The following is a 14,439-nucleotide window of genomic DNA, read 5'->3' as shown; positions in this document are numbered from 1 at the left end:
TGGGCCCCTTCCGCGACGACACGGTCTCTCGCGGAAGGGGTCTTTTTCACGCCCCGACCGGATTCACCGCCCCGTCGCGCCGAGCGGTGTCCTCCCCTGCGGTTTTCACCTGATCGGACCATCCAAGCGGGTGGGTCCGCAATTTCAATGGAAATCAGAGGTCCGATTTCCATTGAAATTGCGGAAGTTGTCCACAGCCACCCTGAGTTGTCCACAGGCTTCGGCGTGTCGGGTGGTCAGAGCTTGGCCTGGGCTTCGGTGAGGACCGCGCGGAGGATCTGCTCCACCTCGTCGAAGTGCTCCTGGGTGGAGATCAGCGGCGGGGCCAGCTGGATCACCGGCTCCGCCCGGTCGTCCGCGCGGCAGTACAGGCCGGCCTCGAACAGGGCGGGGGAGACGTAGCCGCGCAGGACGCGTTCCGCGTCTTCCGCGGTGAAGGTCTCCTTGGTCGCCTTGTCCTTGACCAGCTCGATGCCGTAGAAGTACCCCGCCCCGCGGACGTCGCCGACGATCGGCAGGTCCAGCAGCTTCTCCAGGGTGGCGCGGAAGTTCGCCTCGTTGGCCCGGACCCGGCCGTAGAGGTCCTCCGACTCGATGAGGTCCAGGTTGGCCATGGCGACCGCGCAGGCCACCGGGTGCCCGCCGTAGGTCGAGCCGTGCGTGAAGCTGCTGCCGTCGACCAGGAACGGCTCCATCAGCCGCTCGTCGGCGATCATCGCGCCCAGCGGCGCGTACCCGGAGGTCAGGCCCTTGGCGACGGTGATGATGTCCGGCTGGTACCCGTAGCGGTTGGCGCCGAAGTCGTGCCCGAGCCGGCCGAAGGCGCAGATCACCTCGTCGGAGACCAGCAGCACGTCGTGCTCGGTGCAGATCTCCCGCACCCGCTGCCAGTAGCCGGGCGGCGGCGGGAAGCAGCCGCCGGTGTTCTGCAGCGGCTCCAGGAACACCGCGGCGACGGTCTCCGGGCCTTCCCGCTCGATCGCGCGGGCGATCTCGTCGGCCGCCCAGGCGCCGAACGCCTCGTAGTCGTCGGCGTGCACCGGCGCGCGGTAGAAGTTGGTGTTGGGCACCTTGATCGCGCTGGGCACCAGCGGCTCGAAGTCCTGCTTGGCGCCCGGGATGCCGGTGATGGACAGCGCGCCCTGCGAGGTGCCGTGGTAGGCCAGCGAGCGGCTGATCACCTTGTGCTTGTTGGGTTTTCCGGTCTTCTTGAAGTACTGCTTGGCGAGCTTCCAGGCGCTCTCCACGGCTTCGCCGCCGCCGCCGGTGAAGAACACCCGGTCGAGGTCGCCGGGGGCCTGGGCGGCGATCCGCTCGGCGAGCTCCACCGCGCTGGGGTGCGCGTGCGACCACAGCGGGAAGTACGCGAGCTGCTTGGTCTGCCGCGCCGCGGCCTCGGCCAGTTCGTCGCGGCCGTGCCCGACCTGGACCGCGAACAGGCCGGCCAGGCCGTCGAAGTAGCGCTTGCCGTGCTCGTCGTAGACGTAGGGGCCGTCGCCGCGCACGATCACCGGGATCTCGGTGTCGGCGTAGCCGCTGTGGTCGGCGAAGTGCAGCCACAGGTGGTCGCGGGCCCGGTCGCCGAAGGTGCGGGCGCCGGTTGCGGCGGGCTTGTCCGTCGCGCTCATGATCAACCTCACGCTATTCGATGTATGCGGAATCCATTGTACTGACCGTCATGAACAACGAAAAGCGTCGCAAATGTCATCTACGACAATTGATCTCGTGGTCAAGCGCCTGCTGGACCTCAAGCGCGTGCACCTGGAGCTCGGCGGCAAGGCGGACTGCACCCGCATCGAGCGCGTGATGAGCGGCCTGGGGTGAGGCCCTACCGGGTGCCCCAGGCGTAGGTCTGCTTGCGGAGCTTGAGGTAGACGAACGTCTCGGTGCCGGTGACGGCCTCCAGGCTTCGGATGCGGCGGTTGATCACGTCCAGCAGCTGCTCGTCGTCCCGGCACACCACCTCGACGAGCAGGTCGAACGAGCCCGCCGTGATCACGACGTACTCGATCTCCGGCAGCTCCGCGAGCCGGTCCGCGACCTCCTGCACGTCGCCGGACACGGTCACGCCGATCATCGCCTGCCGCAGGAAGCCGAGCTGCAGCGGATCGGTGACCGCGACGATCTGCACCATCCCCGAGTCCAGCAGCCGCTGGACGCGCTGGCGCACCGCTGCCTCGGACAGGCCGACGGCCTTGCCGATCGCGGCGTAGGACCGCCGGCCGTCCTGCTGCAGCTGTTCGATGATCCGCTTGGACAACTCGTCCACGTGGGCGGGCGATTTCGCGTCCGGCGAGTCCTGCTCGTGGGGCTTGCGTGTCACAGCGACGTATCGTTGCCGTCGCGCGGGCCGGGTGCAAACCCGGGGTCCGTCAGCTCAGCGCGTCGACCAGCTTCGGCGCCAGCCGCTCCAGGGCGAACGGGATGCTGGAGACGGTGGCCGAACCCAGCGCCATGGTCAGGTCGTAGTCGTCCAGCAGCACCAGGGATCCGCGCTTGGCCGCAGGCAGGTTGTTCAGCAGCGGGTCCTTGCGGACCGCGTCCACGTCGGCGGCCTTGGCGGTCGTCACGATCACGACGTCCGCATCCAGCAGCCCCACCTGCTCCTTGCTGACCTTGACGTTGAACTTGCCGCCGCTGTCGAGGTTCTCGATGGCCGGCGACAACCGCAGCCCGAGCTGCTCCAGCAGCGCGGTGCGGGCGTCCTGCTTGGTGTAGGCGGCGTAGGTGCCCGCCGAGTCGGTGCGGACCGTCACGTGGGTCTTGCCCTCGAACAGCGGGTTCGCCCGGCGGGTCTGGTCGATGCGCTCCTGGGTGTCGGCGAGCAGCTTGGCGACCTCGGCCTGCTTGCCCAGCGCCTGGCCGATCGTCTCCGCCTGCACCCGCCAGTTCACCCCGTAGTCGATGGAGTTCGGCGGCTGCGCCACCACCGGGTTGAAGGTGCTGAGCCGGTTGTACTGCTCCTGCGTCAGGGCGCTCTGCAGCGCGATCATGACGTCCGGGGCGAGCGCGATGACGCCCTCCACGTCGACCTCGCTGCCGAACACCTTGGGGCGCTGGCCGCCCAGGAACGGCTCCGCCCACGGGCCGACGCCGCTGTCCCACGGGCCCCACTTGGTCAGCCCGGCCGGGATCACGCCCAGCGGCAGCAGCACGTCGTGGTCGGTGATGCCCAGGGTGACGACGCGCTGCGGCGCGGCCTTGATCTCCGCCGCGCCGTACCGGTTGGGGATGTTCGCCGGGAATCCGGGCCCGGCCTGGGCGTTGCCGGTCCCGTCCGGTCCGCCGGAGCCGCCGCAGGCCGTCAGCCCGGCGGCCAGTCCGGCGGCGAGCACGCCGGTCGTGCCGATCAGGAAGCCCCGACGGCCGAACCGGGCACCAGCTGCTGGGGGAGGCGTCATCACCGAAGTCCTTCGTCGTCCGGTTCGGGCCGACCGCCCGAAGTTCTGGAAAGAAAGGCTAACCTAAGTTGACCTCTTGCGGTCGGGCAACCGTGGACCGCGGCCCGGTGAGACGGATCACCGAAGGTCGTTCGCGGGGTATGGTGTACGGGGAGAGATCGCACGTGCACCATGCGTGAACAGCCGCGGGGATGCTGGAGCCGCCATGCGTGACGATGATGTTTTCGGCCGTCGCTGGGTGCTCGCCGAGGACGAGCTGCTGAGGATGCTCTGGCGCAGCCACGCCGGGGAGAATCCCGACGTCCTGCTGGTGGAGCTGCACGCGAACCACCAGGAGGACCGCCGCCATCCCGGGCCGGCCGACGGCCGGCGGCCCCGGTCGGTGCCGCACCCGCGGCGCAACCGGCACCGCGTGGCGCGCTGATCCGCCGTTTCCCGTCCGGCCGCCGGGCCCCGGCCGATACGGTGGGCGTTGATCGCCACCGTACGGGAGACCAATCCTGATGAGTTCGTTCCTCTCCGGTGTCCGCACGCTCGGCACCGGTTTCGGCATCATCCTGCGCAATCCGAAGCTGCTGTTCCTCGGCGCGCTGCCGGCGCTGATCAGCGCCCTGCTGCTGCTGGGCGGCCTCGGCACGCTGATCTACTTCAGCCCCGACCTGGTCACCTGGATGACGCCGTTCGCCGACAGCTGGGGCGATGCCGCCCGCCAGGCGCTGCGCGTCCTGATCGGCGTGGCGCTGGTCGGCGCCGCCGGGCTGCTGGCATCGGTGTCGTTCATCGCCGTCACGCTGCTCATCGGCGGACCGTTCTACGAGCACATCGCCGAGCAGGCGGAGCAGCAGCTCGGGCTGGACGCCTCCGACGACGGCGCCGGTTTCGCGCGGCAACTCGGCCGTGGCGTGCGGGATTCGCTGAAGCTGGTGGGCGTGGCACTGATCGGTGCGATCGTGCTGTTCGGCATCGGGTTCATCCCGGTGGTCGGGCAGATCGCGGCGCTGGTGCTGGGCGCGTTCTTCGGCGCGTGGCTGGTCACCCTGGAGATGGTCGGCCTGGTGTTCCAGCGGCGCGGCCTGACCTTCCGCGACCGGCGCCGGGCCCTGCGGCAGTACCGGGCGGTGGTCTTCGGCTTCGGGCTGCCGACCTACCTGCTGTGCCTGATCCCGGTCGCGCAGCTCGTGGTGATCCCGTCGGCCGTCGTCGGCGGCACGCTCCTGGCGCACCGGGTGCTCGGACCGGTTCCCCGGCAGGACGGCGCCGCGCGGCGGTGATCCGGTCGTCCACAGGTTTTAGAGTCTGGGTGTGACACAGCCTACGCAGCCCGATGACTCGTACCTCCGCGCCGTTTCCGCTGCTACCGAGCGGGCCGTGGCCGCCGCCGAGCCGATCCGCTCCGAGTTCGCGGGGGCCGACGAGACGTTGCGCGCCGACGTCGAGCGGTGGGTGGACGACAACGCCGAGGATCTCGTTGCGCTGAGCCGGGACCTGCACGCGCACCCGGAGGAGGCGTTCGCCGAGCACCGGTCCGTCGCCCAGGCCGCCGAGCTGCTGCGGCGCCACGGGCACGACGCCGAGGTGGGTGTCGGCGGGCTGGACACCGCGCTGCGCGTCGAGGCCGGCGGCGACGGCCCGCACGTCGCGGTGCTGGCGGAGTACGACGCGCTGCCGGGCATCGGGCACGGCTGCGGCCACAACATCATCTGCTCGGCGGCCGTCGGCGGGTTCCTCGCCGCCGCCACCGCGGTGTCGGCGACCGGCGGCCGGGTGAGCCTGGTCGGCACGCCGGCCGAGGAGGGCGGCGGCGGCAAGGAACACCTGGCCAGGGCAGGGCTTTTCGACGACGTCGACGCGGTCGTGATGCTGCACCCGTTCTCCCACGACATCGCCGCGCACCCGTTCCTCGGGCGACGCCAGCTGGAGGTGGTGTTCCACGGCGTCGCCGCGCACGCCGCCGCGCAGCCGTTCATGGGCCGCAACGCGCTCGACGCGGTCGTGGCGACGTACCAGGGCGTCGCGGCGATGCGGCAGCACATGCCGTCGACGGACCGGGTGCACGGGATCATCACCGACGGCGGCAAGCGGCCCAACGTCGTGCCCGACCGCGCCGCGGCGGTGTTCTACGTCCGGTCCGCCGAGCCGGGCTCGTTGCAGGACCTCGCCGCCCGGATCGAGGCGATCGCGCACGGCGCGGCCTCGATGACGGGCTGCGGCGTCGAGCTGAACTGGGACAACAACCCCGCTTACCTGCCCATCCGGCACAACGACGCGCTGGCGGCCCGCTGGGCGCAGCACCAGGCCCGGCGCGGCCGGACGTCCCTGCCGCGCGGCGTCGTCCCGGAGTACCTCACCGGCTCGACGGATCTCGGCAACATCAGCTACCGGCTCCCGGCGATCCACCCGATGATCGGCCTGGGCGACCCGAACCTCGCCCTGCACACCGAGGAATTCGCCGCCGCGGCGGCGACCCCGGCGGGCGACCGGGCGGTCCTCGACGGCGCGATCGGCCTGGCTCTGACCACAGTGGACTACCTGGCCGACGCCGAGCTCCGGCGGGCGGCCCGGGCCGAGTTCGAGGCCGCGGGAGGCGCCTTGGACGTCGCCACCTACTTCGACTGACCGGGCAGCGGCCTGCGCGGAACGCGTCCAGCCGGTATTCGCCGCCCCGGTCCGGGCCGCTGGTCGGCAACGGCATCCGAGCTGTGGAATCGGTTTCCGCGGATCGGCGAAATCGAGTTCGGGAATCCCCGGTTCTGTGGAGAGAACAGCGCGAAATCGATTACGCTCCAGGCGGCACGAGACCGAGGAGGTGGCGTGGGCGTCACGATCCACGACGTGGCGGCGCGGGCGGGTGTATCGGTCGCGACCGCGTCGCGAGCCCTGTCCGGGCAGCGCGGCGTGCGGGCGGAGAACCGGGAGAAGGTGCTCGCGGCGGCCCGCGAGCTCGACTACGAGCCGAACGTCGTCGCCGCATCCCTGCGCAGCCGCACCACGCACACCATAGGCATGGTCGTGCCTCGCATCGGCAACCCCTTCTTCGCCACGCTCGTCGAATCCGTGGAGAAGCAGCTGCAGGACGGGCAGCGCAGCCTGCTGCTCGCGAACTCGCACTACGAGCCGGAAACCGAACAGCGCCAGGTCCGCGCGCTGCTGGATCGCCGGGTCGACGCGCTGATCATGATCCCGTGCCACCGCGAACGCAGCGGCGCGGTGCTGGCGGCGGCCGCCGGGCGGGTTCCCGTCATCCAGCTCGACCTGCGGGTGGACGGCTTCGCGGGCAGCTGGGTCGGCGTCGACAACGAGGCCGGGATGAGCCAGGTCGTGCGCCACCTGCTGGGGCTCGGCGCGAAGCGCCTGGTGTTCGTCGGATCGCAGCCCACCGATTCGTCGGCGCAGGCCCGGCTGGACGGTTTCCGGCGCGCCGCGGGCGACGGCGCCGACGTGCTGCTCGGCGACTTCAGCAAGGAATGGGGCCAGCAGGCCGGGGAGCGCCTGCTGGCGCAGGGGCCGCTGCCGGACGGCATCGTGTGCGGCAACGACACGATCGCCCTGGGCGTGCTGAGCGAGCTTGCGCGGCGGGGCGTCCGGGTGCCCGAGGACGTCCGGGTCAGCGGCTTCGACGACATCCCGTACGCCGAACTCGCCCAGCCCGCGCTGACCACGGTGCGGCAGCCGCAGGAGCAGATCGCGGCGGAGGCGGTCCGGATGCTGGCGGCGCACCTGGCCGGCGACGAGGGCGCGTCCCGCAGCGTCGCCATCGCCCCGGAGCTGGTCGTCCGCGCCTCCGGCTGAGCGACGGCTACGCTGGGCCGCGGTCTGTCGCCGACCTTGGGTGTCTACTGTGGACGATTTAGTGCGGGAATGGTCCGCGCAACTGCTGGATTCGGGCAACGTCGCCGCGCTGGTCGCGGGCGTGCTCTCGCTGCTCCTGGTGCTCAGCCGCAACACCTGGCTGCTGCTGCGCAACGTGGTGACGATCGCCCACGAGGGCGGGCACGCGGTGGTCGCGCTGCTCAGCGGGCGCAAGCTGAACGGCATCCGGCTGCACTCCGACACCTCGGGGCTGACCGTGTCGACCGGCAAGCCGACCGGGCCGGGCATGGTGTTCACGCTGCTGGCCGGATACCCGGCGGTGTCGCTGCTCGGGCTCGGCGGCGCGTGGCTGGTCACCGTCGACCTCGCGCACGTGATGCTGTGGGCGTGCATCGCGCTGCTCGCCGCGATGCTGCTGGCCATCCGCAACGCCTACGGCGTGCTGTCGATCGTGCTCACCGGCGGCGTGATCTTCGCGGTGTCCTGGTTCGCGACGCCGGCCTGGCAGGCGCTGTGCTGCGCGCTGTTCAGCTGGTTCCTGCTCTTCGGCGGCCTGCGGCCGATCGCCGAGCTGCGCCGCAAGCGCTCCGGCGGCCGCGCCCCGAACTCCGACGCCGACCAGCTCGCCCGGCTCACCGGGCTGCCCGCCGGGATCTGGCTGGCGACCTGGTTCCTCGCCGGGCTCGTCGCGTTGGTGATCGGTGGGACCTGGCTGCTCCTGATGCCGCAGGTGTGAGCAACGGCTTGTTGCCGAGGCTGGGGTTTTCTAGCAGCATCGCGGCGTGACGAGTGCTTCGACCGCCCTGGGTGGAAAGTTCCCGCTGACCGCGGAGTTGACCGTGAGCCGGCTCGGTTTCGGCGCGATGCAGCTGGCCGGGCCCGGCGTGTTCGGCCCGCCCGCCGATCGCGAGCAGGCGATCCGGGTGCTGCGCCGCGCCGTGGAGCTGGGCATCGACCACATCGACACCAGCGACTTCTACGGGCCGTGGGTGGTCAACGAGCTGATCGCGGAGGCGCTGTGGCCCTACCGCGACGGGCTCGTGCTGGCCACCAAGATCGGCGCCTACCGCGACCACGAGGCGGCGTGGCTGCCGCTGAACCACCCCGACGCGCTGCGCGCGCAGGTGCACGACAACCTGCGCCGCCTGCGGCTGGAGACCCTGGACCTGGTCTACCTGCGGCACACCGTCGACCGGGGCATCGCGCTGGCCGACCAGCTCGGCGCGCTGGCCGAGCTCCGCGAGCAGGGCCTGCTGCGCGCCATCGGACTGTCCAATGTGTCCGCCGCGCAGTTCGAGGAGGCGCGGCGGCACACCGAGATCGCGTCCGTGCAGAACCTCTACAACGTGGTGAACCGGACCTCGGCCGACCTGGTCGAGCAGACCGCGGCGGCCGGTGCCGCGTTCGTCCCGTTCTTCCCGTTGGGCTCCGGTTTCGCCGACAGCCGCGCTCGCCAGGACGACGTGCTGCGCGCGGTCGCCGAGCGCCGCGGCGCGACCCAGGCCCAGGTGTCCCTGGCCTGGCTGCTGCAGCGCTCGCCGAACATCCTGCTGATCCCGGGCACCTCCTCCATCGGCCACCTCGAGGAGAACACCGCGGCCGCCGGCGTGGCGCTCACCGCCGAGGACGTCGCCGAGCTGGACGCCCTGGTCGCAGACGGGGAAACCCTGGAAGAGGCGCACTGACGCTCACCGCGACTGCCTGCGCGATCCGGCACCTGAAGCCGGTCTCGATCGATACGGATGGTCGCGGCATGGTCACGCCCGTCAGGCTGTTTGGTGTCACCCAGTAGTCTGGCCGACACGCAACGGCGCGAGAAGTGAGGCGAACCGTGACCGAACAGGCGACGTGGGTACCCCAGGATGTCGACGAGGAGATCCCGAGCGCGGCGCGGCTCTACGACTACTTGCTGGGCGGCGCGCACAACTTCGCCGCCGACCGGGTGCTGGCCGAGAAGTTCCTGTCCGCACTGCCCAGCGCGCGCGACGTGGCGCGGCTCAACCGGGCCTTCCTGCGGCGCGCCGTGGTCCACATGGCGCAGCAGGGCGTGCGGCAGTTCCTCGACGTCGGCTCCGGCATCCCGACCGTGGGCAACGTGCACGAGATCGCCCAGGCCGCCGACCCGCACGCGCGCGTCGTGTACGTGGACTACGAGTCGGTCGCCGTCGCGCACAGCCAGCTGCTGCTGGAGGACAACGACAACGCCACCATCATCCAGGCCGACCTGGTCGAGCCGGGCGTGATCCTGGAGCACCCGGAGACCCGGCGGCTGCTCGACTTCGACGAGCCCATCGGCCTGATCATGGCCGGGGTGTTCCACTTCGTGTCGCACGAGCTGGACGCCCCGGCGATCATCGCCCGCTACCGGGACGCGCTGGCGACCGGCAGCTACCTGGCGCTGTCGCACTTCACCGCCGACATCAGCCCGGACGAGATGGCCGGTGTGGTGGAAGTCATGCGGCGCAGCTCGGACCCGATCCACACCCGCACGCACGCGGAGATCACCGAGCTGTTCACCGGATTCGACCTGGTGGAGCCGGGTGTCGTCGGCACCGCGATGTGGCGGCCGGACCGGCCCGAACGGGCCGCCGACGAGCCAGGCGGCGCGCAGATCTACGCGGGGGTGGGACGCAAGCTATGACGGGTCACGGGGGGCGTGGCGCTGATTTCCGATGATGCTAGGAAGGTGTGCGACCAGGGCGATTCGCCGAACGTTGACGGACGGGTGAGATGAGCGACGGAACTCCGGACGCCCCGAGCGGGATGCCGGACGTGCTGGACCCGAAGAGGTACGACGCCGGCTGGCGGGCGGAGGTGGCGCGCCGCTGGGCGGCGGAGCTCAGCACGGCGTCCTACATCCCGCTGGCCCGCGAGACCGTCGAGGAGACGCTGCAGGAACTCGTCGACCGCGTCGTCGGCGCCCTGGACGATCCGTCCGCGGTGGACGAGGTGGGGCGCACCGTCGGCAGCAGGCTGGTCGAGATGCACGCCACAGGGGAGGACAGCCTGCCGCTGAGCCTGAACCTGCTGCGCGACGAGCTGGTCCAGCTGCCCGGGAACGACGCGGTGCGCCGGATCCTCGGGCTGGTCACCGCGGTCGCGGCCGGCTACGCCGCCGCCGACCGGGAGAGCACCTTCGTCCAGCAGGAGACGCTGAAGAAGGCGCTGCTGCGCTCGAAGCTGAAGGCCGACCGGGAGCTCGCGGCCAGCGAGGCTCGATTCGGCGAGGTGTTCACGACGACGCCCATCGGGGTCGCGATCTGCGACCTGGAGGGCAAGTTCGTGCAGGTGAACCCGGCGTTCGAGAACACCCTCGGCTACCAGGCGCACGACCTGGCGGCGATGACGATCCACGACCTGTTCCACCCCGACGACGCCGAATACCTGGCGGCTGCCTACCGCGAGCTCGCCGAGGGCGGCAGCTCGAAGCGGCTCGGCGACCGCAAGCGCCTGCAGCACGCCACCGGCGAGGAGGCGTGGGTCTACCTGGCGGTGTCGGTGCTGCGGGGCTCCGACGGCGCGCCGCGGCACTTCGTCACGATGGTCGAGGACATCACCGAGCTGCACCTGCTGCAGGACCGCTTCCAGTACCAGGCCCTGCACGACGCGCTGACCGGGCTGCCGAACCGGCAGTTCTTCCACACCCGCCTGGAGACGGCGCTGGCGAACCTGCCGGGCGACGCCCGGATCGCGCTCTACCACCTGGGCCTGGACGGCTTCGAGCTGATCAACGACGGCCTCGGCTACGAGGTCGGCGACCGGGTGATCAAGGCCGTGGCCCGGCGGCTGGAGCAGCTGGTCGAGAACGAGGAGGCGATCGTCGCGCGGTTCGGCGGCACCGAGTTCGCGATCCTGCTCTGGCAGCAGGAGAAGACACCGCCGGTGACAACGTTGACCCAGCAGATCAACGATCTGCTCGCGGAGCCGGTCTACGTCGGCGACGACCAGGGCATCGCGGCGTCGGCCGGGATCGGCGTGGTGGAGCGGATGGCGGCCGACGCGGACGCGGCGAGCATGCTGTGGGCGGCGGACGTCGCGTTGCGCCGCGCGGCGGCCGCGGGGAAGCGGCAGTGGGCGCTGTTCGACCCGGACACGGCGCCGGAGGAGCGGATCGAGTCGAAGCTCGCTGCGGTGATGCCCGGCGGGCTGGAGCTCGGCGAATTCGAGGTCCTCTACCGGCCGCTGGCCCGCATGGACGACGGTGCGCTGGTCGCGCTGGAGGCCGAACTCCGCTGGGAGACGAGCGAATACGGCACCCTGGAGCACTTCGAGTGCCAGCGCCTCGCGGAGCGCTCCGGGGTCACCCTGTCGCTGCGGGACTGGATGCTGGAAACCGCGTGGCGGCAGCTGTGCGAGTGGCACGCGGCCGGGTACCCGGTGCAGCTGCAGCTGTCGCTGAGCCCGAACCAGGGTCAGGACCCGGACCTGGCGGCGGTGATCCACCGGGTGCTGGCCTCCTGCGACATCGACGCGACCTGGATGCGGCTGTGCATGCCGATGGCTGCGATCAGCGGCGACCACGAGGAAGCCCGGGACAACGTCCGCTACCTCAACAGCCGCGGCATCAAGACCTCGCTGCACAGCTTCCGCGGCTCCGCGGACGAACTGCGCCTGCTGCGCGACCTCCCGGTCGACTCGGTGCGCCTGTGCGACGACCTCGTCGACCTGGTGCACGCGGCGGAGTCCGCGGACGTGCCGGAGGTGCAGGCGCTCCGGGCCCTGGTGCCGCTGGTCGACGCCTGCGGAGCCCGCCTGTGGGTGGGCGGGATCGACACGGCGGAGCAGGCGGCCACCTGGCGCGAGATGGGCTGCGAGGTCGCCGCGGGAGCCCACTTCGGAGAACCGCTGTTCGCCTTCGACGTCCCCGACTTCCTCGGCGCGAAGGACTAGCCCGGGAACGCGGCACGGCCCCCGCCGGAGGTTCCGGCGGGGGCCGCGTCACGTCGCCACCGGCTCAGTTCTGGTACACCGGCTGGGTTTGCGGGTTGAACTCCTCGAAGCGGACCTTCTTCGCCGGGTCCGTCCGCTTGTCCTTGATGTCCAGCACGTCCAGGCCTTCCTGGATGCCGCTGGAGTAGATGTAGCCGTTGTAGTAGTACGCCGACCAGGAACCCGCCGTCTGCAGCTTCGACGGGTCGAACGCGCTGCGGTCGAAGAAGCCGATCTCCTCCGGCTTGGTGGAGTCGGTGAAGTCCCAGACCGACACGCCGCCCTGGTACCAGGCCTGCACCATGATGTCGCGGCCGTCGACCGGGATCAGCGAACCGTTGTGCGCCACGCAGTTCTCGGTGTCGGCCTGGTGCCGCGGGATCTTGAAGTAGTTGCGGAACTCCAGCTTCGAGTCCGCGCCGGAGCCGACGATGTCGTAGACGCCGTTGGCGCCGCGGGTCGGGCCGGTCGCCTCGTTGCAGGTGGCCGCGCCGCCGCCGCCGAGCTCGTCGGTGAAGACGACCTTGGTGCCCTCGTTGTTGAACGTCGCCGAGTGCCAGAACGCGAAGTTCTCTTCGTCGCGGACCTGGTTGATCACCCGCGGCTGCTCCCGGTCGGAGATGTCCAGCAGCACGCCGTCACCCATGCAGGCGCCGGCGGCGAGGTCCTTCTCCGGGAACGCCGTGATGTCGTGGCAACCGGTGGTCGCGCTGGTGTCCGGCGTGCCCGGGTTGCCGCCGTCCGGGAACAGCACGGGCGCGTCCACGATCACCGGTTCCGCCGGGTTGTCCAGCGGCACCTTGATGATGGAGATCTTGTCGTGCGGCGGCTGGCACTTCGGGAATTCCGCCCGCGGGCCGTACGACGAGATGTACAGGTACACCGCCTCGCCGGCCTTGTCCGGCACCAGGGTGTGGGTGTGCGAGCCGCAGTCGGTGGCGATCGCCGACACGTAGCGCGGCTTGGCCGGGTCGCTGATGTCGAAGACCTTCATGCCCTCCCAGCCGTTGGGGTCCTTGGCGTCGGTCTTCTCGCTGGTGCACGTGTTGTTCGTGCGCGGGTAGTCGGTGGAGACGAACAGCAGGTTGCCGGAGACGGAAACGTCGCCCTGGCCGCCGGGGCAGAGCACCTGCGTGACGATCTGCGGCTTCTTCGGGTTCTTGATGTCGTAGACGACGAATCCGTCGTAGTTGCCGACGTACGCGTAGTCCTGCTTGAAGGCGATGTCGGTGCCGAAGGCTTCGAGCGTGTTGAACGGCGCCTGCTTCGGCAGGTTCGTGACGTGCTCGATGTTCTCGCTCTTGCTGACGTCGCCGGCCGGCGCGGCGACGGTCTGCGCGGAGAGTTCCTCGGGGCCGTTGTTCGGGGGCGTCGCCGCGGATGCCGGGGCGAGCGCTAAGCCGAGAGTCAACACTCCGAGCGCGGCGCCCAGCACGCGCAACCTTCCCCTGGGGCTCGGTTTCAAGACCATCCACTCCCATGCTCGTCGCTGCCCTGGGTCCGGGCAGTCGAAATGGGCGGTACCGAGTACCGCTGGAGATCAGTATTGTGATGTCCGGATCGTGTCCCCATCGGCCAATTGGCCGCAATTGCCTGCAACACGAGGAGGAATCGATGCGCCGGTTAACAGCCGCGTTGCTTCTGGCGGTGGGCGCGTTGGCCGGTTGCGCGACGGAGCAGGCGTCGCCGCCGGTGGTACTGCCGGGTGCGCCGGGCGACCAGCCGCAGGTGGTGGCGAGCGCGGCGCCGGAGCGGAGCACGCCGGTCGAGGTCGAGGCGGACTACGTGCGCATGATGATCGCGCACCACCAGCAGGCGGTGGAGATGACGTCGCTGGCCCCGGAACGCGTGCAGAATCCCAAGGTTCGCGCGCTGTCGGAGCGCATCGGCGGCGCGCAGGGCCCGGAGATCGGCGCGATGCAGGGCTGGCTGGCCACCCGCGGCCTCGACGAGCAGACCGGCCACAGTGGACACGGCGGCCACGGCGGCGGGCACGATCACGCGAGCATGCCGGGCATGGCGACCCCGGAACAGCTGGCGCAGCTCGGGAACTCCAAGGGTGCGGACTTCGACCGGCTGTTCCTGCGGCTGATGATCGCCCACCACGAAGGCGCCCTGACGATGGCCACCGACGTCATGGCAGGCGGCCTGGACGAGCAGGTCCACGCGATGGCCCAGGACGTCCTGGTGACCCAGCAGGACGAGATCAACACCATGCGAGCCCTGCAGGCCGAAGTGGGCTGAGCCGTCCCGTCCTGTCCTAATTGGGCGGACGGGGTCGCGCGATGCGCCGTTCCGC

General features: G+C 70.7%; 13 protein-coding genes. 9 read left to right on the top strand and 4 right to left on the bottom strand.

Annotation, left to right across the window (positions count from 1 at the left end):
* Nucleotides 1-236 precede the first annotated feature (236 nt).
* From ACWEV3_RS31125 to ACWEV3_RS31115, 3 genes are all read right to left on the bottom strand, one after another.
* On the bottom strand, nt 237-1,628 hold the full coding sequence (locus ACWEV3_RS31125) for an aspartate aminotransferase family protein (protein WP_452617287.1): 1,392 nt from the start codon (nt 1,626-1,628) through the stop codon (nt 237-239).
* A 200-nt stretch (nt 1,629-1,828) separates the two neighbouring features.
* Entirely contained in the window at nt 1,829-2,323 is a 495-nt protein-coding gene (locus ACWEV3_RS31120) for an Lrp/AsnC family transcriptional regulator (protein WP_452617286.1), read from the bottom strand.
* Between the two features lie 49 nt (nt 2,324-2,372).
* Entirely contained in the window at nt 2,373-3,401 is a 1,029-nt protein-coding gene (locus ACWEV3_RS31115; protein WP_452617285.1) for an iron-siderophore ABC transporter substrate-binding protein, read from the bottom strand.
* A 205-nt stretch (nt 3,402-3,606) separates the two neighbouring features.
* Here ACWEV3_RS31115 and ACWEV3_RS31110 point away from each other — a divergent pair, with 205 nt between their 5' ends.
* The 8 genes from ACWEV3_RS31110 to ACWEV3_RS31075 all read left to right on the top strand — a co-directional run bounded on the left by ACWEV3_RS31110 (nt 3,607) and on the right by ACWEV3_RS31075 (nt 12,101).
* A complete protein-coding gene (locus ACWEV3_RS31110; RefSeq protein WP_452617284.1) occupies nt 3,607-3,825 on the top strand; it encodes a hypothetical protein in 219 nt (72 codons plus the stop codon).
* Between the two features lie 79 nt (nt 3,826-3,904).
* Complete coding sequence (locus ACWEV3_RS31105; RefSeq protein WP_452617283.1) at nt 3,905-4,672, top strand: EI24 domain-containing protein; 768 nt, start codon at nt 3,905-3,907, stop codon at nt 4,670-4,672.
* Nucleotides 4,673-4,703: 31 nt separating this feature from the next.
* The gene (locus tag ACWEV3_RS31100) at nt 4,704-6,017 is read left to right on the top strand and encodes a M20 family metallopeptidase (RefSeq protein ID WP_452617282.1); all 1,314 of its coding nucleotides are present in this window, start codon (nt 4,704-4,706) and stop codon (nt 6,015-6,017) included.
* A 195-nt stretch (nt 6,018-6,212) separates the two neighbouring features.
* Complete coding sequence (locus ACWEV3_RS31095; protein ID WP_452617281.1) at nt 6,213-7,190, top strand: LacI family DNA-binding transcriptional regulator; 978 nt, start codon at nt 6,213-6,215, stop codon at nt 7,188-7,190.
* A 49-nt stretch (nt 7,191-7,239) separates the two neighbouring features.
* Nucleotides 7,240-7,947, top strand: a complete 708-nt coding sequence (locus ACWEV3_RS31090; RefSeq protein ID WP_452617280.1) for a M50 family metallopeptidase — start codon at nt 7,240-7,242, stop codon at nt 7,945-7,947.
* Nucleotides 7,948-7,993: 46 nt separating this feature from the next.
* A complete protein-coding gene (locus ACWEV3_RS31085; RefSeq protein ID WP_452617279.1) occupies nt 7,994-8,896 on the top strand; it encodes an oxidoreductase in 903 nt (300 codons plus the stop codon).
* Nucleotides 8,897-9,042: 146 nt separating this feature from the next.
* On the top strand, nt 9,043-9,852 hold the full coding sequence (locus ACWEV3_RS31080) for an SAM-dependent methyltransferase (protein WP_452617278.1): 810 nt from the start codon (nt 9,043-9,045) through the stop codon (nt 9,850-9,852).
* 89 nt (nt 9,853-9,941) lie between these two features.
* Entirely contained in the window at nt 9,942-12,101 is a 2,160-nt protein-coding gene (locus ACWEV3_RS31075; protein ID WP_452617277.1) for a putative bifunctional diguanylate cyclase/phosphodiesterase, read from the top strand.
* A gap of 64 nt (nt 12,102-12,165) precedes the next feature.
* Here the strand turns inward: ACWEV3_RS31075 and ACWEV3_RS31070 are convergent, their stop codons facing one another.
* Nucleotides 12,166-13,611 (bottom strand): LVIVD repeat-containing protein, encoded by a 1,446-nt coding sequence (locus tag ACWEV3_RS31070; RefSeq protein WP_452617276.1) that lies wholly within the window; start codon nt 13,609-13,611, stop codon nt 12,166-12,168.
* 143 nt (nt 13,612-13,754) lie between these two features.
* On the opposite strand from ACWEV3_RS31070, the gene ACWEV3_RS31065 reads away from it, so the two are divergent.
* On the top strand, nt 13,755-14,384 hold the full coding sequence (locus ACWEV3_RS31065; protein ID WP_452617275.1) for a DUF305 domain-containing protein: 630 nt from the start codon (nt 13,755-13,757) through the stop codon (nt 14,382-14,384).
* Nucleotides 14,385-14,439 lie beyond the last annotated feature (55 nt).

Source organism: Saccharopolyspora sp. NPDC003752 (assembly GCF_053605825.1).
This window is presented reverse-complemented; position numbering and strand designations above follow the sequence as displayed.